Annotated in this window: 13 protein-coding genes, 1 tRNA gene and 1 pseudogene; 5 read left to right on the top strand and 10 right to left on the bottom strand. The window is 69.0% G+C overall.

Translation table 11 applies throughout. From position 1 onward, the window contains the following. Positions 1–179: 179 nt before the first annotated feature. Positions 180–2,243 (bottom strand): excinuclease ABC subunit UvrB, encoded by a 2,064-nt coding sequence (uvrB, locus tag F8O04_RS07975; protein ID WP_158028712.1) that lies wholly within the window; start codon positions 2,241–2,243, stop codon positions 180–182. Positions 2,244–2,342: 99 nt separating this feature from the next. On the opposite strand from uvrB, the gene F8O04_RS07970 reads away from it, so the two are divergent. Then, on the top strand, positions 2,343–3,065 hold the full coding sequence (locus tag F8O04_RS07970; protein ID WP_158028711.1) for an IMPACT family protein: 723 nt from the start codon (positions 2,343–2,345) through the stop codon (positions 3,063–3,065). Here F8O04_RS07970 and coaE read toward each other — a convergent pair. After that, positions 3,053–3,685 carry a dephospho-CoA kinase gene (coaE, locus tag F8O04_RS07965; protein ID WP_158028710.1) on the bottom strand — a complete coding sequence of 211 codons (633 nt, stop codon included), beginning with the start codon at positions 3,683–3,685 and terminating at the stop codon, positions 3,053–3,055. The genes F8O04_RS07970 and coaE overlap by 13 nt on opposite strands. A gap of 144 nt (positions 3,686–3,829) precedes the next feature. Continuing rightward, the gene (gene rpsA, locus F8O04_RS07960) at positions 3,830–5,287 is read right to left on the bottom strand and encodes a 30S ribosomal protein S1 (protein WP_158028709.1); all 1,458 of its coding nucleotides are present in this window, start codon (positions 5,285–5,287) and stop codon (positions 3,830–3,832) included. 250 nt (positions 5,288–5,537) lie between these two features. Between rpsA and F8O04_RS07955 the strand changes: the two genes are divergently transcribed. Next, positions 5,538–6,119: a universal stress protein gene (locus F8O04_RS07955; protein ID WP_158028708.1), complete on the top strand. Its 582-nt coding sequence runs from the start codon at positions 5,538–5,540 to the stop codon at positions 6,117–6,119. Here F8O04_RS07955 and F8O04_RS07950 read toward each other — a convergent pair. The 6 genes from F8O04_RS07950 to polA all read right to left on the bottom strand — a co-directional run bounded on the left by F8O04_RS07950 (position 6,116) and on the right by polA (position 15,163). After that, the gene (locus F8O04_RS07950; protein ID WP_158028707.1) at positions 6,116–6,601 is read right to left on the bottom strand and encodes a DUF779 domain-containing protein; all 486 of its coding nucleotides are present in this window, start codon (positions 6,599–6,601) and stop codon (positions 6,116–6,118) included. The two genes, F8O04_RS07955 and F8O04_RS07950, sit on opposite strands and share 4 nt — an antisense overlap. Positions 6,602–6,738: 137 nt before the next feature. Next, positions 6,739–8,262 carry an acetaldehyde dehydrogenase ExaC gene (gene exaC / locus F8O04_RS07945; RefSeq protein WP_158028706.1) on the bottom strand — a complete coding sequence of 508 codons (1,524 nt, stop codon included), beginning with the start codon at positions 8,260–8,262 and terminating at the stop codon, positions 6,739–6,741. 169 nt (positions 8,263–8,431) lie between these two features. Continuing rightward, positions 8,432–9,637, bottom strand: a complete 1,206-nt coding sequence (locus F8O04_RS07940) for a GAF domain-containing protein (protein WP_188726210.1) — start codon at positions 9,635–9,637, stop codon at positions 8,432–8,434. A 204-nt stretch (positions 9,638–9,841) separates the two neighbouring features. Further along, positions 9,842–11,533, bottom strand: a complete 1,692-nt coding sequence (locus F8O04_RS07935) for a DUF885 domain-containing protein (RefSeq protein ID WP_158028704.1) — start codon at positions 11,531–11,533, stop codon at positions 9,842–9,844. Positions 11,534–11,689: 156 nt separating this feature from the next. Continuing rightward, positions 11,690–12,490, bottom strand: a complete 801-nt coding sequence (locus F8O04_RS07930) for an EI24 domain-containing protein (protein ID WP_192497427.1) — start codon at positions 12,488–12,490, stop codon at positions 11,690–11,692. 27 nt (positions 12,491–12,517) lie between these two features. After that, a complete protein-coding gene (gene polA, locus F8O04_RS07925; protein ID WP_188726448.1) occupies positions 12,518–15,163 on the bottom strand; it encodes a DNA polymerase I in 2,646 nt (881 codons plus the stop codon). Between the two features lie 60 nt (positions 15,164–15,223). Here polA and F8O04_RS07920 point away from each other — a divergent pair, with 60 nt between their 5' ends. After that, positions 15,224–15,727, top strand: a complete 504-nt coding sequence (locus tag F8O04_RS07920) for a hotdog fold thioesterase (RefSeq protein ID WP_158028701.1) — start codon at positions 15,224–15,226, stop codon at positions 15,725–15,727. A gap of 104 nt (positions 15,728–15,831) precedes the next feature. Here F8O04_RS07920 and F8O04_RS07915 read toward each other — a convergent pair. Further along, positions 15,832–16,428: pseudogene (locus tag F8O04_RS07915) on the bottom strand (ANTAR domain-containing response regulator); the annotation flags it as partial. Between the two features lie 37 nt (positions 16,429–16,465). Between F8O04_RS07915 and F8O04_RS07910 the strand changes: the two are divergent. Next, a tRNA-Leu gene (locus F8O04_RS07910) sits at positions 16,466–16,548 on the top strand. 241 nt (positions 16,549–16,789) lie between these two features. Beyond that, positions 16,790–19,534 (top strand): aminotransferase class I/II-fold pyridoxal phosphate-dependent enzyme, encoded by a 2,745-nt coding sequence (locus F8O04_RS07905; RefSeq protein ID WP_158028700.1) that lies wholly within the window; start codon positions 16,790–16,792, stop codon positions 19,532–19,534. Positions 19,535–19,561 lie beyond the last annotated feature (27 nt).

The raw sequence follows: 19,561 nt of genomic DNA, 5'->3' as shown, positions 1-19,561 counted from the left end.
CGTGGGCTGGACCGCGCCCGAGGACGTCGGGCGAGGGTGGGAGTGCGCGTCGGCGTCGCGCGGGGCCAGGGCCGTATCTGTCGTCGTCACCCGGGCATTCTAGGCACCACCCGCGGACATTCCCGGTCCTGATCGCCCACGGCGCAGCGCCCTTGGTGGTCGAGACCGGATCCCCGGCGTCACGCGTGCCCGGCCGCCTCCATCGCCCGCAGCTCCTTCTTGAGGTCGGCGAGCTCGTCGCGCAGCCGGGCTGCGAGCTCGAACTTGAGCTCAGCCGCGGCCGCGAGCATCTGCTGATTCAGGTCTGCGATGAGCGCGTCGAACTCGGCCGCGCCCGATGCCGCGATGCCTTCGCGCTTCAGACCCGGCGTCGGCGATGACTTCCGCGACTCTCGGCCCCTGAGCATCTCGGCGGTGTCACGGCCTTCGCGGGCGAGCGATTCGGTGATGTCGGCGATCTTCTTGCGCAGCGGCTGCGGGTCGACGCCGCGCTCGGTGTTGTAGGCGACCTGCTTCTCGCGACGCCGCGTCGTCTCTTCGATGGCCTCGTTCATCGCCGCGCTGCGCTCGTCGGCGTACATGATGACCTGGCCGTCGACGTTCCGGGCGGCACGCCCGATCGTCTGGATGAGTGAGGTCGCGCTGCGCAGGAATCCCTGCTTGTCGGCGTCGAGAATGGCGACGAGCGACACCTCCGGCAGGTCGAGCCCTTCGCGCAGCAGGTTGATGCCCACGAGCACGTCGTACACCCCCGCGCGGAGCTCGCTCAGGAGTTCGACTCGCCGGAGGGTGTCGACGTCGGCGTGCAGATATCGAACGCGTACACCGTTCTCGCCGAGGAAGTCGGTGAGCTCCTCTGACATCTTCTTCGTGAGCGTCGTGACGAGCACGCGCTCGTCGCGCTCGGTCCGCTGCCGGATCTCTTCGAGAAGATCGTCGATCTGGCCCTTTGCCGGCTTGACGACGATCTCCGGGTCGACGAGGCCGGTCGGGCGGATGATCTGCTCGACGACCCCGTCGGCCTGCGACAGCTCGTACTTGCCGGGTGTCGCCGAGAGGTAGACGGTCTGGCCGACCCGATCCTTGAACTCCTCCCAGGTCAGTGGCCGGTTGTCGAGGGCGCTCGGGAGGCGGAATCCGTGTTCGACGAGGGTGCGCTTGCGCGACGCGTCGCCCTCGTACATCGCGCCGATCTGCGGCACGGTCACGTGCGATTCGTCGATCACGAGGAGGAAGTCGTCGGGAAAGTAATCGAGGAGACAGTGCGGCGCCTCACCGGGCTGGCGCCCGTCGATGTGCCGTGAATAGTTCTCGATACCGGAGCAGAACCCGATCTGCTCCATCATCTCGAGGTCGAACGTGGTGCGCATGCGCAACCGCTGCGCTTCGAGCAGCTTCTGCTCCCGCTCGAACTGCGCGAGCCGCTCATCGAGCTCGTCGCGGATACCCCGCATGGCCCGCTGCATGGACTCGTTCGATGCCGCGTAGTGCGATCCGGGGAAGACGCTCACCGAGTCGAGCTCCCGCACGACGTCGCCGGTCAGCGGGTTGAGCGCGGAAAGGGCGTCGATCTCGTCACCGAACATCTCGATCCGGATCGCCAACTCTTCGTACATCGGGATGATCTCGATCGTGTCGCCCCGAACGCGGAACGTGCCCCGCTGGAACGCGACGTCATTGCGGGTGTACTGCATGCCGACGAACCGGCGCAGCAGCTCCTTCCGCGGCACGACGTCGCCGACGCGGAGGGGCAGCATCGCCTCGTAGTACTCCTCGGGCTTGCCGAGGCCGTAGATGCACGAGACGGTCGAGACCACGACGACGTCGCGGCGGCTGAGCAGCGAGTTCGTCGTCGAGTGGCGCAGGCGCTCGACCTCCTCGTTGATCGAGCTGTCCTTCTCGATGAACGTATCGGTCTGCGGCACGTAGGCCTCTGGCTGGTAGTAGTCGTAGTACGAAACGAAGTACTCGACGGCATTGTTCGGCAGCAGGCTGCGGAACTCGGTCGCCAGCTGCGCCGCCAGCGTCTTGTTGTGCGCCATGACGAGGGTCGGCCGCTGCACCTGCTCGATGAGCCACGCCGTGGTCGCCGATTTGCCGGTCCCGGTGGCACCCAGCAGCACGACATCGGCCTCTCCGGCGTTCAATCGAGACGCGAGTTCGCCGATGGCGCGCGGCTGATCGCCCGCAGGCTGGTACTCGCTGACGACCTCGAATGGGCGAACGATCCGCGTCGGTTCCATGGGAACAAGACTACGACCGACCGCGGACACCGGGTGTCCCCTTCGCGGCGGGCGAAGCCCGAACCACCGCGGCGTGGCACCTCCACCTACACTCGCTCCGTGTCCTCCTCAGCCAGACGCCCGACGGGCGGACCCGTCCGCTTCGCCGTCCTCGGGCGCCCGGTCGACCACGAGCTCGAAGTCAAGCGCTCGCGGTTTCTCTGCCGCCTGCGCCGAGTCGCCAGCGAGGAGGCGGCGCGCGACGCGGTCGCGGAGGCGAGGGCCGGTCACCGGCTTGCGCGGCACCACTGTTCGGCCTTCGTGCTCGGGGCCGACCGCCGCGTGCGGCGCTCGAGCGACGATGGCGAGCCGGCCGGGACCGCCGGCACGCCGATGCTCGACGCGCTCGTTCAGCGGGACACCGGAGTCGGGCGCGGCGCCGACGACGCGGGCGGCGCCGACCTCAGCGACGTCGTCGCGATCGTGATCCGGTACTTCGGCGGCGTGCTGCTCGGCGCCGGTGGGCTCGTACGCGCCTACTCCGAGGCCGTCACGAGCGCGCTCGATCGGGCGACGTTCGTCGCGCGCGAGCGCCGACGCATCCTCGCCCTCGACGCGCCTCACGCGGACGCGGGGCGCTGGGAGCACGAGCTGCGCACGGCCGGCATCGTGCTGCTCGACGGCGAATACGGTGCGGCCGGCGTGCGCCTGCGCCTTGCGGTGCCGGACATCGAGTCGGCGCTGGGAGAGGTCGAGGCCCGCGTCGCGGCCCTCACCCAGGGCGCGACGGCCCTGGAGCGGCTCGGCGAGGAGTGGGTCGACGTCGCAGCTCAGGCCCCGTAGCGCTCGTCGGTGTCGGTGAGCGCCGCCGCACTCACGCGGGCCCACTCCCGTTCGACGTGTGCCAACGTCTCGTCGAGCGTCTCGGTCGTGTCGAAGAGCACATCCGCGATGCGCCGCCGCTGCTCATCGGTGGCCTGCGAGCCGACGCGGCGGGCAGCCTCTGCGCGATCGAGGCCGCGTTCGTCGACGAGGCGCTCGAGGCGGACCTCAGCCGGCGCATCGGCGACCCAGATCTCGTCGTAGTCGTAGTTGTGGCGAGCTTCCAGGAGGAGGGGGATGTCGTGCACGATGATCGCGTTCGGGTCGCCGCTGCGCACCTCCGCCTTTGCGGCGAGGGTCAGACGTGCGATCTCCGGGTGGGTGATGCCATTGAGCACGGCGCGCTGTTCCTCGTCGGCGAAGACGATCGCCGCAAGCGCCGGGCGGTCGAGCGAGCCGTCCGGTCGGATGACCCGGTCGCCGAAGTGGGCGCGGATCGCCGCGAGGGCGGGCATCCCAGCGCCGACGGCCATCCGCGCGAAGTGGTCGGCGTCGAGGATCACGGCACCGAGCTCGCGCAGGTGGTTCGCGATCGTCGATTTGCCGGAGGCGATGCCGCCGGTCAGTGCGATGGTGGTCATCGTCGACTCCCCTCAACGGGCCGTGATCGGGCCGTGTCCCTTGCCCGACACCCTAGTCAACGATGCGACGCGGAATGGCCGGCCCCCGAGGGGACCGGCCATTCATGCGCGGATGCGCGCCAGGCGCACCGGGATCCGCAGTGCTTAGCTGCCCGAGAGCTTCTCTCGCAGCGCAGCGAGCGACTCGTCATCGGCGAGGGTGCCGACGCCGTTCGAGTCAGTCGCGAACGACGACGCGCTGACGGGGGTCGTCGTCGGCTCAGCCACCTGCTCGTTCTCGAGCGTCGCGACGACCTGCTTCTTGTGGGCCTCCCAACGCGACTGGGCCAGGGCGTACTCCTGCTCCCAGGCGTCGCGCTGCTCCTCGAAGCCTTCCTTCCACTCGTTGGTCTCGGGGTCGAAGCCTTCGGGGTACTTGTAGTTGCCCTGCTCGTCGTACTCGGCGAGCATGCCGTAGAGCGCGGGGTCGAACTCGGTGCCCTCGGGGTCGACGCCCTCGTTCGCCTGCTTGAGCGACAGTGAGATGCGGCGGCGGTCGAGATCGATGTCGATGATCTTGACGAACAGCTCCTGGCCGACCGAGACGACCTGCTCGGCGAGCTCAACGTGACCGGTCGAGAGCTCCGAGATGTGCACGAGGCCCTCGATGCCGTCGGCGACGCGGACGAACGCACCGAAGGGAACGAGCTTGGTGACCTTCCCTGGCGCGATCTGGCCGATGGCGTGCGTGCGGGCGAGCACCTGCCACGGGTCTTCCTGGGTCGCCTTCAGCGAGAGCGAAACGCGCTCGCGGTCGAGGTCGACCTCGAGGATCTCGACGGTGACCTCCTGGCCAACCTCAACGACCTCGCTTGCGTGGTCGATGTGCTTCCACGAAAGCTCCGAGACGTGCACGAGGCCGTCGACGCCGCCGAGGTCGACGAACGCGCCGAAGTTGACGATCGACGAGACGACGCCCTTGCGGACCTGGCCCTTCTGAAGGTTGTTCAGGAAGTTGGCGCGGGTCTCGGACTGGGTCTGCTCAAGGAGCGCTCGGCGCGAGAGCACGACGTTGTTGCGGTTCTTGTCGAGCTCCAGGATCTTGGCCTCGAGCTCCTGACCGAGGTACGGCGAGAGATCGCGGACGCGGCGCAGCTCGATGAGCGACGCGGGCAGGAAGCCGCGCAGGCCGATGTCGACGATGAGGCCACCCTTGACGACCTCGATGACCGTACCGGTGACGACGCCGTCGTCTTCCTTGATCTTCTCGACGTCGCCCCACGCGCGCTCGTACTGCGCGCGCTTCTTCGAAAGGATCAGTCGGCCTTCTTTGTCCTCCTTCTGGAGCACAAGGGCTTCGACGGCGTCGCCGACCTCGACGACCTCCGTTGGGTCGACGTCGTGCTTGATGGAGAGCTCGCGCGAGGGGATGACGCCCTCGGTCTTGTAGCCGACATCGAGGAGAACCTCGTCCCGGTCGATGCGAACGACGGTACCTTCGATGAGGTCGCCGTCGTTGAAGTGCTTCATCGTCGATTCGACCGCGGCAAGGAAGTCCTCAGCAGATCCGATGTCATTTATGGCGACCTGCTTGGTTGCCTGATCGGTCGTAGTAATGGTCATGTAGCTTGTGCTCCGGATTGGGGATGCTCGGCCCCGACGGGCCTGCCACGATGACCGCGACGGGCGCATCCGTCGAGGAGAAAACGGATAGGAAACGCACAGGAGTGCCCGTCAAGCTTAGCCGGTCGGTCCAAGTTCTGACAAGCTGGGCGCCGGCCGCCTCAGCGTGTCGCGGCGACTCGCATCAGACACGCCCGAGACTGCGGACGGATCGCAGTGAGCGGGGGCACAATGACCGAAGGAGGTCATCATGAGCCCTGCAGCCGCGTCCCCCACCATCATCGTCGGCGTCATTCCCGGTCGCACCGCGGCCGTGGTTCCGAGCGCCGTCGAGTTCGCCGAACGATTCCGTGCCTCGCTGCTCTTCGCATACGTGGATGCTGCGAGCGCGCTCGTGAGCCCCGTGCCCGACGCGACGTTTGTCGCCACCCCGCTTGCGCCCGAGGTCATCGACGAGATCGAGCAGACGGCGGGCGAGCAGCTGACGGCTGAGATCCGGCCGCTGCTCGACGGCCACGCCGTCGAATGGTCGGCGGTCGGGCGCGTCGGCGACCCGGCGCGGTCGCTCATCGGGCTGGCCGATGACCGTGAGGCACTCATGATCATCGTCGGCACGCGCGAGGGGTTGCGCGGATCGATCCACGAGTTCTTCAACGGCTCGGTCGCCGCCCGGCTGTCGCACTGGCAGCACCGGCCCGTCGTCGTGATCCCGCTGGCGCCGAAGGGCGTCGGCGCCCCGCTGCCTTGGAACAGGGGCGGCGACGCGGGGAGCGAGCCGGCCGATGGCGCCGGACCGGCCGGCACGTCGGGCGGGCCGGAGGCGTCTGGCTAGTCGGCCTGGCCCGTACCGGCCGGTCGGTCCTGCGAGCCGTTCGGGCGCGGTCGGCCGGCGGGATCGACGAGCTCGGAGCGGATGAGGAAGCGCTTTCCTTCCGGGGCCTCGAGCGAGAAGCCGGCGCCCCGGCCGTCGACAACGTCGACCGTGAGGCGCGTGTGCTCCCAGTAGCGGAATTGCTCGCGCGACATCCAGAACTCGAGCGTGCTCGGCTCCGTCTGCGTTCCGTCGGGACCGGACGAACCCGGCAGTTCGAAGACGCCGAGCAGCACGTCGGCGTCGCCGGTCATGAACTCACCGGCCGGGTAGCACATGGGCGCGGAGCCGTCGCAGCATCCGCCCGATTGATGGAACATGAGCGGGCCGTGCGTCGCGGCGAGCTGCTGCAGCAGCGAGATCGCCGCGGGCGTCAATGCGACGCGAGATGCGGTCTCGCCCGGGATCGTCGGCGTCGACGCAAGCGCTCCGGTTTCAGACATGCGGGCCTCCAGAGTGGTGAGCGGTGGGTGATGAACGGTGCGCGCCCAGATGCACGTGGACGTCCGGGCGCGCCGTCAGCGGCGTCGCGAAGCCCGCGGCGACCGCTGCCAGTGTCGTTCGTGGGGTGCGGGACGCGTCAGAAGAATCCGAGCTTCTGCTCGCTGTAGCTCACGAGCACGTTCTTCGTCTGCTGGTAGTGGTCGAGCATCATGAGGTGGTTCTCGCGCCCGATGCCCGACGACTTGTAGCCGCCGAAGGCCGAGTGCGCCGGGTAGTTGTGAAAGTGGTTCACCCACACGCGCCCGGCCTGGATTGCGCGGGACGCTCGGTAGACGGTGTTGCCGTTCCGCGTCCACACGCCCGCGCCCAGGCCGTACAGCGTGTCGTTCGCGATGGCGATCGCGTCGTCGTAGTCGTCGAACGCCGTCACGGCGACCACGGGCCCGAAGATCTCCTCTTGGAAGATGCGCATGGAGTTGTCGCCCTCGAAGATGGTCGGCTGCACGTAGAACCCGCCCTCGAGCTCGCCGCCGAGTTCGGCGCGGGCACCGCCGATACGGATTTTCGCGCCCTCCTGCGTCCCGATGTCGATGTAGCTGAGGATCTTCTCGAGCTGATCGTTCGATGCCTGCGCGCCCATCATGGTCTCGGTGTCGAGGGGGTTGCCCTGCACGATGCGGGACGTGCGCTCGGCGACCGTGTCGAGGAAACGGTCATAGATCGATGACTGGATGAGGGCCCGCGACGGACACGTGCAGACCTCGCCCTGATTGAGGGCGAAGAGCGTGAAGCCCTCCTGCGCCTTGTCCCAGTACGCGTCATCGTGCGCCATGACGTCGTCGAAGAAGATGTTCGGGCTCTTGCCGCCGAGCTCGAGCGTGACGGGGATGATGTTCTGCGAGGCGTACTGCATGATGAGGCGGCCCGTCGTCGTCTCGCCGGTGAACGCGACCTTGGCGATGCGGGGGTTCGAGGCGAGCGGCTTGCCGCACTCGACGCCGAAACCGTTGACGATGTTGACCACTCCCGGCGGCAGGAGGTCGGCGATGAGCTCGATCAGCACGAGGATCGATGCGGGCGTTTGCTCGGCGGGCTTGAGCACGACGCAGTTGCCTGCGGCGAGCGCGGGCGCCAGTTTCCAGACGCCCATGAGGATCGGAAAGTTCCACGGGATGATCTGCCCCACCACGCCGAGGGGCTCGTGGAAGTGGTAGGCGGTCGTGTCATTGTCGAGCTGGCTGAGGGTGCCCTCCTGCGCTCGGATCGCACCTGCGAAGTAGCGGAAGTGGTCGACGGCGAGGGGGAGATCGGCGTTCAGGGTCTCGCGCACGGCCTTGCCGTTGTCCCAGGTCTCCGCGACCGCGAGCAGTTCGAGGTTCTCCTCGATGCGGTCTGCAATCTTGTTGAGGATAATCGCGCGCTCGGTCGGGCTCGTCGTGGTCCACGCGGGCGCCGCCGCGTGGGCGGCGTCGAGCGCTGCCTCGATGTCCTCGGCCGTACCTCGCGCGATCTCGGTGAAGACCTGCCCTGTCACCGGGGTCACGTTCTCGAAGTACTGGCCCTTCGCGGGGGCGGTCCATTCGCCGCCGATCCAGTGCTCGTAGCGGGGCTTGAACGAGACGACCGATCCGTCGGTCCCGGGGTTCGCGTACACAGACATTCGTGCTCCTTCGACGTCGTTGTCGGGTGCTGGCATCGCGCGGGTGCGCGATTCGCGCAGCCTATGCAGCGGAGGGTTGCAACACGGTTGCGACGGCGAACGGCCGCGGACCGGGCGGTGCCCGTGACGCGCGAAGGGATGCGGTCGAGGCGAAAGGCCGGGCTTGCCGCTATGCGCCGAGGGCATCGAGCCGCGCGATGATTGCGGCGCGCCGCGGCGAGCGCGGTGGCAGCAGCCTGAGGGCGAGCAAGTTGGCCTCGATGTCGTCGGCGTGGCCCGGTCGTTCGAGGAGGGCGATGACCGCCTCGGCGTTTCCGTGACCGAGCACCGCCTCGCGCAACGTCGTTGTCGTGCGCGCGCGAATCGCCTCGACGCCCGGCGCCTCTGAACCGGGAAGCGGTGCACCCGCGTAGTCACGCAGGGCCCTGCGGTGCGCGCCGCGGTCGATGGAACGCAGGACGTCGTCGGCGTCGGTGCCGAGTTCGGCGTTCAACCGGTACGGCTGCGAGGCGAGCCGGATGCCAGGGTCGAGTCTGGTGAGCGCGGCGCGCAGCCGCGTGACCTCGGCGCGCAGGGTCACGGCATTGCCGTCGTCGCGGTACAGCTCGGCCGCGAGCTCCGGGCCCGAGAGTCCGGACGGGTGGGTCGCCAGCAGCAACATGATCTCGCTGTGCCGCGGGGTGAGCTCGATGCGGGCGCCGTTCGACGCGGCGAGCTCGGCACGGTCGCGCCCGAGCAGGCGCAGGTGGAGCCGGGCCGGCGCGCGCGCCTCGCCGGACGCGTGCCCGTTGAGCGCTGAGCGTATCGACCCACTCCCCTGGGCCAGGGCCCGGACGTGCAGCTCGGTCGTGGCCGCCGCGGCGGCGGCCCGCAGGAGCGGAATGGTGTGGGGCCCGATCGCGTCGGTACCGCCCGTGACGTCGATGACGCCGAGCAGCTCCCCCGATCCGGGCCTGCGGACGGGGACGGCGCTGCAGCTCCACGCCTGCGCGGCCGGAGCGAAGTGTTCGCGGCCGGCGACCTGCACGGCATCGCCGGTCTCGAGGGCCGTGCCCGGCGCGCACGTCCCCACCGTGCGCTCCGACCAGTCGGCGCCCGGCACGAACGCCATGCCCTCCGCGCGGCGCAGGGTCGCGTCGTCTCCCTCGACCCACACGAGACGACCGGCCGCATCCGTGATCGCCACGATGAGTCCCGTTGCCGTCGCGGGCTGCACCAGCAGGGTGTGCAGGACGTCGTAGACGGGTGCGAGCGGATGCCCCGCGCGTCGGCGATCGAGGTCGGCCTCCGCCGCATCGACGGCCGGCTGCGCTCGGTCGGGCGAGCCGAGGAGGCGAAGCGAACGACGGCGCGACGCGGCGACGAGGTCGCGCATGCGCTGCGCGGTGCTCCCTCGTGGAGCGCCTCGTTCCGCGGCGATCGTCATCGGTGGCCTCGACCCCTTCGTCTCGGTGCGATCAGCATACGGCGCCTCGATGCAGGTGGGCGGGTTCCCTGTGGCGACGGCCCATGCGTTGCTCCGGCGCCCACAACTTCCGCGCTCGCGGTGACCAGCGCTCGCGGTCACCGGCGCTCGCGGTCACCGCGCGACGACGGTGCGCAGCGTGTCGAGGCCGACACCACCGAGGTCGAGCGCGCGGGTGTGCCACGCGCGCAGATCGAACGCGGCGCCCCTGGCCGCCTCTGCGCGGGCGCGAACTTCCTCCCAGATGCGCTGACCGACCTTGTACGACGGGGCCTGTCCCGGCCAGCCGAAGTACCGGTTCACCTCGAATCGAACGAACGCATCCGGCATGTTGACGTTGCGGCGCAGGAACTCGAGCGCGACGTCGTGGTCCCACACCTGGGCCACGCCGATCTCCGCGGAGGCGGGCACGCGTTTGCCGAGGTGCACGCCGATGTCGAGCACGACTCGGGCGGCGCGCATGCGCTGGGCGTCCAGCATGCCCAGCCGATCGGCCGGGTCGTCGAGGTAACCGAGCTGCGCCATGAGGCGCTCGGCGTACAGTGCCCATCCCTCTCCGTGGCCGCTCGTCCAGTTGTTGCGGCGCCATGAATTGAGGTGGTCCTTGCGGGCGATCGCGTGCGCGATCTGCAGGTGATGCCCTGGAACGCCCTCGTGGTAGACGGTGGTGAGCTCGCGCCACGTATCGAACGCCGTGACACCGGGCGCGACCGACCACCACATGCGTCCCGGCCGTGAGAAGTCATCGTTCGGACCGGTGTAGTAGATCGCGCCCTCCTGTGTCGGCGCGATGCGGCACTCGAGCGTGCGCATGGGTGCGGTGATGTCGAAGTGCGTGCGGCCGAGCTCGTCGATCGCACGGTCGCTCGTCTCCTGCATCCACGCGCGCAGCGCCTCGGTGCCGTGCAGCTTCCGCGACGGGTCTCCCTCGAGCCGGGCGATCGCATCGGCGACCGTGCCGCCCGGCACGAGTTCGTTCGCGACCGCCTCCTGTTCACCGGTCATTCGGGCGAGCTCGTCGAGTCCCCACTCGTAGGTCTCATCGAGGTCGATCTCGGCGCCGAGGAACGACCGCGATGCGAGTGCATAGTGTTCGCGTCCGACGGCGTCCGTCTCGGCCGCGACGGGGGCGAGCTCGCGCGCAAGCACATCGGCGAGATCGGCGTACGCCCGTTGAGCTGCCGCCGCACCCCGCTCCAGGTCGACGGCGAGGGACGCTGCCGCGCCGATGCCGGATCTCGAGCCCGTGGCGACCGCGAGGGTCGCGAAGAAGCCGTCGGGCTTGGCGTACTCACGGACCTGGGCGACGACCTCGGCGACTTGGCGTCTGGCGGGCACGATCCCCCGCCGAACGCCTTCTCGAAGCGTCTCGAGGTACCCGCCGAGGGCGGCGGGGATGTTCGCCATGCGTCGCGCGATCGCGGCGCGGTCGTCATCCGTGTCACTCGGCATGAGGTCGAAGACCATGCGCACCGCTTGTGCGGGCGAGGCGATGTTGTTGAGGTCGCGGTAGCCGACGCCGGCCGCGAGCTCGTCGAGCGCGAGACGGAGGGTGCGACGCAGTTCGAGCAGCGTCACCCGATCGACCTCGTCGACGGGTGACGCGTCGTCGAGTCTGCGAAGCGTCGCCGTCACGGCCTCGCGACGGGCCTCGAAACGGTCGGGTGACAGGTCGCCGTACTCGCTCTGGTCGCCCGGGAGGCCGAGCTCGACACGCCGCTCCGGCTCGAGCTGGACCTCGGTGCCCATCCACTCCTCGGCGACGCGATCGATGTCGGTCTGCGGGCGCGGGGCGTCGTCGATCATTGCGTCAGCGTAATGGGGCGGCCGCTCGACCTCGTGGAGGGGCGAGCAGCGGCGTCGCTGCGCGATCGCTGTCACCGGCTCGCCGCGCGGCTTCTGGGTCGCACCGCCGAAGAACGAGCGCGCTGCGCGTGCGCGTCGTGGTCACCGGACGGACCGTCAGCGCTCCCGGGTCGGCTGCGTCGTGCGCGGAGGCGGCGTCGGCTGCGTCGGCTCCCCCACGAGCTCTCGCAGCAGCAGGACGCCGCCGGCACTCAGCGCCGGCGTCGCGACGACGGCGCCGCCCGGCACGAGGAAGCTCAGGTACGCGCCGATGCCGAAGCCGAGCGACAGGGCGCGCCGGCTCGCGAGCAGGCGCTGGCGCTGCGTCAGCGTCAGGCCGCGATCATCACCAGGGGTTCCCGTCAGCTCGATGGCGAGAGCCCGGCCGCCGAGGACCGCGCCGGTCGTCCAGCCGAGCACTCCGCCGACGAGCGGGATCAGGCCGAGCAGGAACACGGCGACGCCCGAGAGGAGCGCAGTGCCGACGAGCACGACGCCGTCGCCGATGCCGCGGCCGAGCGCCGTCCAGAAGCGCTCGTCCGCGCCTTCCGGCGCCGCGCCGAGTCGGCGATCGGTCAGCCGGGCGATCTGTTCGGAGAACGGCGACGCGACCGTGAGGGTGACGGCGGCGAACGTGAGCGCGCCCACCGCGATTGCGGCCGCGACGATCGCGACGCCGACGAGCACGCGGACGCCGTCTCGCCAGACGGCATCCCACTCGTCGGCGAATGGCGTCGCCCACTCCGCAATTCCCGGGACGAAGACCGCCAGCGTGACGATTGCCGCGAGATAGACCGCGCTCACGATGAGCCCGGGGATCGCCCCGAGCGCCATGAGCCTCGGGCTGCGGCCCCACATCCCGAATCCGCGCACGAACAGGCGCAACCCGAGGAAGAAGTCGGACACCGCGCCGATCACCTGCCCGTCCCCTCGCCCTCGGCGTCCCTAGTGGGCGGCCGCATCCCAGTTCGGCCCGATGCCGACCTGCACGTCGAGCGGCATCGCGAGCTCGGCCGCACCCGACATCTCGGTGCGGACGAGCGCCTCGAGTACCTCGGTCTCGCCAAAAGCGACCTCGAAGACCAGTTCATCGTGCACCTGGAGAAGCATCCGGCTCGAAAGGCCCGCTGCCCGCACCCGTGTGTCGATCGCGATCATCGCGCGCTTGATGATGTCGGCGGCAGACCCCTGGATCGGCGAGTTCAGGGCCGCGCGCTGGGCGTTCTCGCGCGCGAGCCGGTTCGTTGACTTGAGGTCGGGAAACGGGCGGCGGCGACCGAAGATCGTCTCGGTGTATCCGTTCTCCGTGGCCTGCTCGACGACACCGCGCAGGTAGTCGCGGACCTTGCCGAAGCGGGTGAAGTAGTCCTCCATGAGGCCCTTCGCCTCCGCGACCTCGATCTGCAGCTGCTTCGAGAGCCCGAACGCGCTGAGCCCGTAGGCGAGGCCGTACGACATCGCCTTGACCTTCGAACGCATCTCAGGCGTCACATCGGCCGGATCGACGTGAAACACGCGCGCCCCCACGAAGCGGTGCAGGTCCTCCCCCGCGTTGAACGCCGCAATGAGCTGCTCGTCGCCCGAGAGGTGCGCCATGATGCGCATCTCGATCTGTGAGTAGTCGGCGGTCAGCAGCGTCTCGAACTCGCCCCCGTGCGTGAAGGCCTGCCGGACGCGCCGTCCCTCCGACGAGCGGATCGGGATGTTCTGCAGATTCGGATCGTTCGAGCTCAGACGACCCGACGCCGAGCCGACCTGCACGTAGGTCGTGTGGATCCGGTCGCTGCCCGGCGCCTCGCCCACGATGATCGCCCTCATGAGGGTCTCTTCGATCTGCAGCAGCTTCGTGGTGTCGCGGTAGAGGCGGAGCGCGCCGAGGAATGGGTGCGGGTTCGACCGCTCCAGCTCGGCGAGCGCGTCAGCGTCGGTCGAGTACCCGGTCTTCGTCTTGCGCGTCTTCGGCATGCCGAGCCGATCGAACAGCACCTCCTGCAACTGCTTGGGCGAGCCGAGGTTGACGCTCTCGACACCGGCGGCCTCGAGGGCAGCCGTGCGCAACCCCTCGACTTTCGCCCGCTGTTCGTCGATGAGCGCCTGCAGGAAGGAGCGGTCGACCGCGACGCCGTCGAGCTCCATGCGCGCAAGTACCGTCAGCAGCGGTGCCTCGATGTCGTCGAAGACCCCGCGTGAGCCGGGATCGAGTCGGGCGAGCGCCTCGAGGGTCGCCCGTCGCACGAACCATGCGTCGGAGGCGGCGAACGAGACGGCGTCCTCGGGCGGCACGAGCTCGTTCGGGTCGCCCTCCGGCAGTGCCTCGTCGAGTTGCTGCTGTACGAACTCCGCGAGGCGCTTGGGCGGATTCTGGGGCCGCGCGAGCCACGACGCGATCTGGCCATCGACGATGGCGCCACCGACCGCCAGGCCCGCCCGGAGGAGTGCCTTCAGTTGCGCCTTCGCGTCGAACATGATCTTGGGAGCACCGCTCGCGAGCCACGACTCAAAGGGGGCGTAGTCGGCCCGGCCGGGAATCCAGGTGAGGAACGTCGCCTCGTCCGGGCCCGAGATGCCGACCTCGGTGACGATGCCCTCGAGCGTGCGCACCGTCAGCGCAAGCCCTTCCGGCGACGCCGCTACGGCCGTCTCGAGCCAGCGCTCGAGCTCTTCGTCGAGCAGCTCCGCGCGGACGGGGGCGGCCGCCTGCGGGGGTGCCGACGTCTCGGCCCCGTTGCTCTCGGCCAGCGCGAGGATTCGCTCCTGCAGTGTGCGGAACTGCAGGCGCGTGAACACCTCCCGGATCGCCGTCGTGTTCATGGGGCCGCGCGCCAGGTCGCCCGGCTCAACGGGAAGATCGATGTCATCGACGAGCCGGTTCAGCTTTCGGTTGCGAACCGCCTCCTGCTGGTGCTCGCGGAATGACTCGCCCACCTTGCCCGTGATCTCGTCCTGATGGTCGAGGATGCCCTGCAGCGATCCCCATTTCGCGAGCCATTTCGCGGCCGTCTTCTCTCCCACCTTCGGGATGCCCGGAAGGTTGTCGGACTTCTCGCCCACGAGGGCGGCGACATCGGGGTACTGCTCCGGACGCACGGCGTATCGCTCGACGACGGCATCCGGCGTGTAGCGCTTGAGCTGCGAAACGCCCTGCGTCGACGGGTACAGCAGCGTGACCTCGTCGTTCACGAGCTGAATGGTGTCGCGGTCGCCCGAGACGAGGAGCACGTTGAACCCCTCCTCGCGGCCCTTGCGGGCGAGCGTTGCGAGGATGTCGTCGGCCTCGTAGTCCTCTTTCGTGAGCGTCGGAATGCCCATCGCGCGCAGCGCATCCTGCAGCAGCGGCACCTGCCCCTTGAACTCCGGCGGCGTCACGTCACGCGTCGACTTGTAGTCGGCGTACTCACGCGTGCGGAACGAGTGACGAGAGATGTCGAACGCGACAGCGAGGTGCGTCGGCTGCTCGTTTTGCAACAGCAGCACGAGCATGGAGATGAACCCGTGGATGCCGTTGGTGTGTTGGCCGTCGTTCGTCACGAAGCTGTCGACCGGCAGCGCGAAGAAGGCGCGGTAGGCGAGCGAGTGGCCGTCGATGACCATGAGCGTAGGCTTTTCGGGCGCTGTCACCCCGGCAGCCTATCGCCGCCACCGAGGAGCAGCATGGCCGACGCGAGCGCGACGACGTTCCCGCCCTACCCCTACGCCGAGACCCCGGCAGAGGTCAACGGCTACGAGATTCCCGATCAGGACGCGCTGCGAAGTCGGTTCGGCGGGTTCGGCGACCACCACGTCGATCTCGCACGACGGCTCGGGGTGCTGTACGTGAAGCTCGACGCCGAGGAGTCCATCGCGGTCATGCCGGTCGACGGCAACACGCAGCCGCTCGGGCTCATGCACGGCGGCGCGTATTGCGTGCTCGGCGAGTCACTCGGCTCGTTCGCTGCCAACGCGCACGCGCTGCCCGAGCGTATGGCGCTCGGGGTCGACCTCAACGCGACGCACACGGGGTCGGCCTCGAGCGGGTTCGTCACGGGCGTCTGCCGTGCCATCCATCTGGGCGGCAGTCTCGCGGTTCACGAGATCGTGATCACCGACGCACGCGGCCGCCGGTGCTCCACGGTCCGCATCACGAACATGCTGCGGCCGGTGCGCGGGGCGCGATAGGGGCCGGTGCGCGGCACCGGAGAGGCCGAGTCGGGCTACGCCGAGTCCTTGGCGCCGTCGTTGCCGTCGGCGCCGTCGTTGTCCTTGCCGCCGTCCTTGCCCTTCTTCGGCGGAGCGAGCTGCAAGATGACGGCCTGGGCGACCTCGAGCATCGTCAGGCGACGATCCATCGACGCCTTCTGAATCCACCGGAACGCTTCCGGCTCCGAAAGCCCCATCTTCGCCGTGAGCAGCCCCTTCGCGCGGTCGACCTGCTTCCGGGTCTCAAAGCGCTCGGCGAGGTCGGCGACCTCGGATTCGAGGGCGAGGATCTGCTGGTGACGGGCCAGCGCGATCTCAATGGCTGGGAGCAGATCGTTCTGCGTGAACGGCTTGACGACGTAGGCGAGGGCGCCCGCCTCAGTTGCGCGGTCGACGAGCTCCTTTTGGCTGAACGCCGTCAGCAGCACGACGGGCGCGACGTTGTTCTTCGCCAGCTGCTCGGCGGCCGAGATGCCGTCGAGCTGGGGCATCTTGACGTCCATCACCACGAGGTCTGGGCGCAGTTCGTTCGCGAGCGCGACGGCGGTCTCGCCGTCGCCGGCCTCTCCGACAACGTCGAACCCGTTATCGCGGAGGATCTCGACGATGTCGAGTCGGATCAGCGATTCATCTTCGGCGACGACGACCCTGCGCGGGGCCTGGTTTGCTTCTTCGGTCACATGAGGAGCCTACGGTATCGTTGCAGCGCTCAGGTCAGCCGGCTTGGCGGAACGGTAGACGCGACGCACTCAAAATGCGTTATCCGAGAGGGTGTGTGGGTTCGAGTCCCACAGCCGGCACCGCGCGCAGCTTGCGTCGTCCGCCTTTCTTCTCCTACTGCACGGCTCCTCACCGGCCCGCGCCGCCACGCTGAGACGCGTCACACGTCGTCACGAGCGGGCGCACGACGAGTCCGGGCGGGTCGCGGCCGTTTCCGTGCGGCTACGCTGATCGACACCGCGCTCGCGACGCACGGTTCTGCGATGCACCGTTCTGCGATGCGCGATCGACGCATCCAACGACGGTTGAAGGACACGCCGCATGCAGCACTCTCCCGATGGCCCGGTCGTGCGCGAACTCGAACCGAACCCGGGCATGCCGGCGAGCGTGTGGCGCCTTCGACTCGACGCCTGGGAATATGTGCGGTATGCGGTGAGACTGCTCGCACGCGGCGACACCGACCTCAGTGACGCGGCCGGGCTCAGTGAGATCCACCGCTCGCTCCGTGCGCTCGAGACCGTCGAGATGTACTGGGCGGGATTCGGGCAGCGGTACGTCAAGAGCATCCGCTCGCTCATCGACGCCGGCGAATACCGGGCCGCGCTCGATCGCATCGGCCCCGTCATGCAGCGCATGCGTGGGAGCGGCTCGCTCGATGCCCCGGAGCGTCCAGGCGAGAGCGAGCAGGCGGCGAAGCTCGCCGACGAAGGCATCGACGCATCGGCCGATGCACGCCCGCGTTTCGAGGTGCTCGTCGTCGACGAGATGAGCCCTGCCGATCGCGACAATCTGAAAATCGAGATGCTCCGGATGCGCGCCGAGGCCGACGACTTCATCTACGACCTCGTCATCGTGCCGAGCGTCGAAGATGCGATCGCCGCCGCGCTCACGAACCCCAATCTGCAGGTGTGCGTCATCAGGCCGGGCTTCACCGGCCGGTCAACGCAGGCGCTCAGCCGGGACCTCAGACGCACGATCACGCTCGCCTACGAGCAGTACGGCGGAACGGGGAAGGGGCGCTCGTCCCGGGGCACGTCGACGCAACTCGCCTCGATCCAGCGCATCGTGTCGCTCGCGGATACGCTGCGCGGCATCCGGCCCGAGCTCGACCTCTACCTCGTGGCGGGCGCGCACATCGAGGACCTCGCCGGGGCGCTCTCGCGTCGGTTCCGTCGGGTGTTCCGGCGCGAAGACCGCTTCGAGATGCACCTCTCCTTCCTGCGCCGCATCTCGCATGTCTACGACGCGCCATTCTTCACAGCGATCCAGGAGCACGCGCGCCGTCCGGCCGGCGTGTTCCACGCGCTGCCCGTCTCGCGCGGCGGCTCGGTCGTCGGCTCGAAGTGGATCCGCGACATGGCCGACTTCTACGGCCTCAACCTGCTGCTCGCCGAGACGAGCGCGACGTCAGGCGGCCTTGACTCGCTGCTGGCGCCCGTGCACACGCTCAAGAAGGCGCAGGAACTCGCGGCGCGCGCCTTTCACAGCGACACGACCTGGTTCGTGACGAACGGCACCTCGACGGCGAACAAGATCGTGCACCAGGCCGTCACGGCCCCGGGCGACATCGTCATCGTCGACCGCAACTGCCACAAGTCACACCACCATGCCCTCATGTTGTCGGGCGCACGGGTCGCCTACCTCGACGCCTATCCCCTCAACGACTACGCCTTCTACGGCGCGGTCCCCGTCAATCGCATCAAGCAGCTGCTGCTCGACTATCGTGCGGCCGGCCGGCTCGACGAGGTGCGCATGGTCACCCTGACGAACTGCACGTTCGACGGCATCGTCTACGACCCGGAGCGCGTCATGGCCGAGTGTCTCGCAATCAAGCCCGACCTCGTCTTCCTGTGGGATGAGGCATGGTTCGCGTTCGCGGCCTTCCATCCCGTGACCCGCCGGCGCACCGCAATGTCAGCCGCGAAGCAGCTCGAGGCGCTGAAACGGAGCGCCGAGCACGCCGATGCCTACGCGAAGCAGCGCGCCCGGCTCTTCGATGCGGAGACCGGCGAGCCCGTCCCAGACGACGTGTGGCTCGGCGAGCAGCTGCTGGTGCCGCCCGACGCGACGCTCCGCGTCTACGCGACGCAGTCGACGCACAAGACGCTCACGGCGCTGCGACAGGGGTCGATGATCCACGTGCGCGATCAAGTGTGGCGCACCGAGGCGGAGGAGGCCTTCCACGAGGCCTATATGACGCACACGTCGACGTCGCCGAACTACCAGATCCTCGCCTCGCTCGACATCGGCCGCCGTCAGGTCGAGCTGGAGGGCTTCGAACTCGTGCAGCGTCAGCTCGACCTGGCCACGAGCGTCGCGCACGCCGTCGCGAGGCATCCCCTCCTCAAGAAGACCTTCCGGGTGCTCACGACCCACGACCTCGTGCCCGCCGAGTACCGCAGTTCGAAGCGCCCGATGCCCCATCGCGACGGGCTCTCGACCATGTGGGAGGCGTGGGCGGGTGACGAGTTCGTGGTCGACCCGAGCCGCATCACGGTCGAGATCACGCGAACCGGCGTCGACGGCGACACCTTCAAGCACGAGTACCTCATGGATCGCTACGGCATCCAGGTCAATAAGACGAGCCAGAACACGGTGCTGTTCATGACCAATATCGGCACGTCGCGAAGCGCCGTCGCCTACCTCATCGAGGTGCTCGTCAAGCTGGCCGAGCAGTTCCAGGACGACGAGGTTCCGCCGACGTCGGCGGCGGAGCCGGCCGACCGCTCACTCCCCCCGCTCCCTGATTTCAGCGAGTTCGCGGGCGGGTATCGCGCGGCCGACGGACTGCCCGACGGTGACATCCGCACCGCCTACTACGCGGGACTGCGCGGCGGCCAGGTCGAGCTCGTGCCCGGCGAGGAGCTCCGCAGGCGGGTCGCCGCGGGCGAGCGCCCGGTATCGGCGGGATTCGTCACGCCGTATCCCCCGGGGTTCCCCGTGCTCGTACCCGGACAGGTCATCACGCCGGACGTGCTCGCCTTCATGGCCGTGCTCGACACCCGCGAGATCCACGGCTATGACGCTCGCCAGGGCTACCGCATCATGCCGGAGCCGACCGGCTGACGCGCGTCACGGGCGGGAGACCGCGCC

Origin of the sequence: Pseudoclavibacter endophyticus (assembly GCF_008831085.1) — a bacterium.
Taxonomy (GTDB): Bacteria; Actinomycetota; Actinomycetes; order Actinomycetales; family Microbacteriaceae; genus Pseudoclavibacter; species Pseudoclavibacter endophyticus.
Note: the sequence above shows the minus strand (reverse complement) of the source record. Positions and strands in the feature narration are given on the sequence as shown.

Bases quoted from the DNA above. Each gene is read 5' to 3' on its own strand.
- polA (WP_188726448.1), bottom strand. From the start codon at position 15,163: ATGGTCATCGACGGCCACTCGCTCGCCTACCGCGCCTTCTTCGCGCTG.
- F8O04_RS07905 (WP_158028700.1), top strand. From the start codon at position 16,790: ATGCAGCACTCTCCCGATGGCCCGGTCGTGCGCGAACTCGAACCGAAC.
- exaC (WP_158028706.1), bottom strand. From the start codon at position 8,262: ATGTCTGTGTACGCGAACCCCGGGACCGACGGATCGGTCGTCTCGTTC.
- rpsA (WP_158028709.1), bottom strand. From the start codon at position 5,287: ATGACCATTACTACGACCGATCAGGCAACCAAGCAGGTCGCCATAAAT.
- F8O04_RS07955 (WP_158028708.1), top strand. From the start codon at position 5,538: ATGAGCCCTGCAGCCGCGTCCCCCACCATCATCGTCGGCGTCATTCCC.
- F8O04_RS07940 (WP_188726210.1), bottom strand. From the start codon at position 9,637: ATGCGCGACCTCGTCGCCGCGTCGCGCCGTCGTTCGCTTCGCCTCCTC.
- coaE (WP_158028710.1), bottom strand. From the start codon at position 3,685: ATGACCACCATCGCACTGACCGGCGGCATCGCCTCCGGCAAATCGACG.
- F8O04_RS07920 (WP_158028701.1), top strand. From the start codon at position 15,224: ATGGCCGACGCGAGCGCGACGACGTTCCCGCCCTACCCCTACGCCGAG.
- F8O04_RS07935 (WP_158028704.1), bottom strand. From the start codon at position 11,533: ATGATCGACGACGCCCCGCGCCCGCAGACCGACATCGATCGCGTCGCC.
- F8O04_RS07950 (WP_158028707.1), bottom strand. From the start codon at position 6,601: ATGTCTGAAACCGGAGCGCTTGCGTCGACGCCGACGATCCCGGGCGAG.
- uvrB (WP_158028712.1), bottom strand. From the start codon at position 2,243: ATGGAACCGACGCGGATCGTTCGCCCATTCGAGGTCGTCAGCGAGTAC.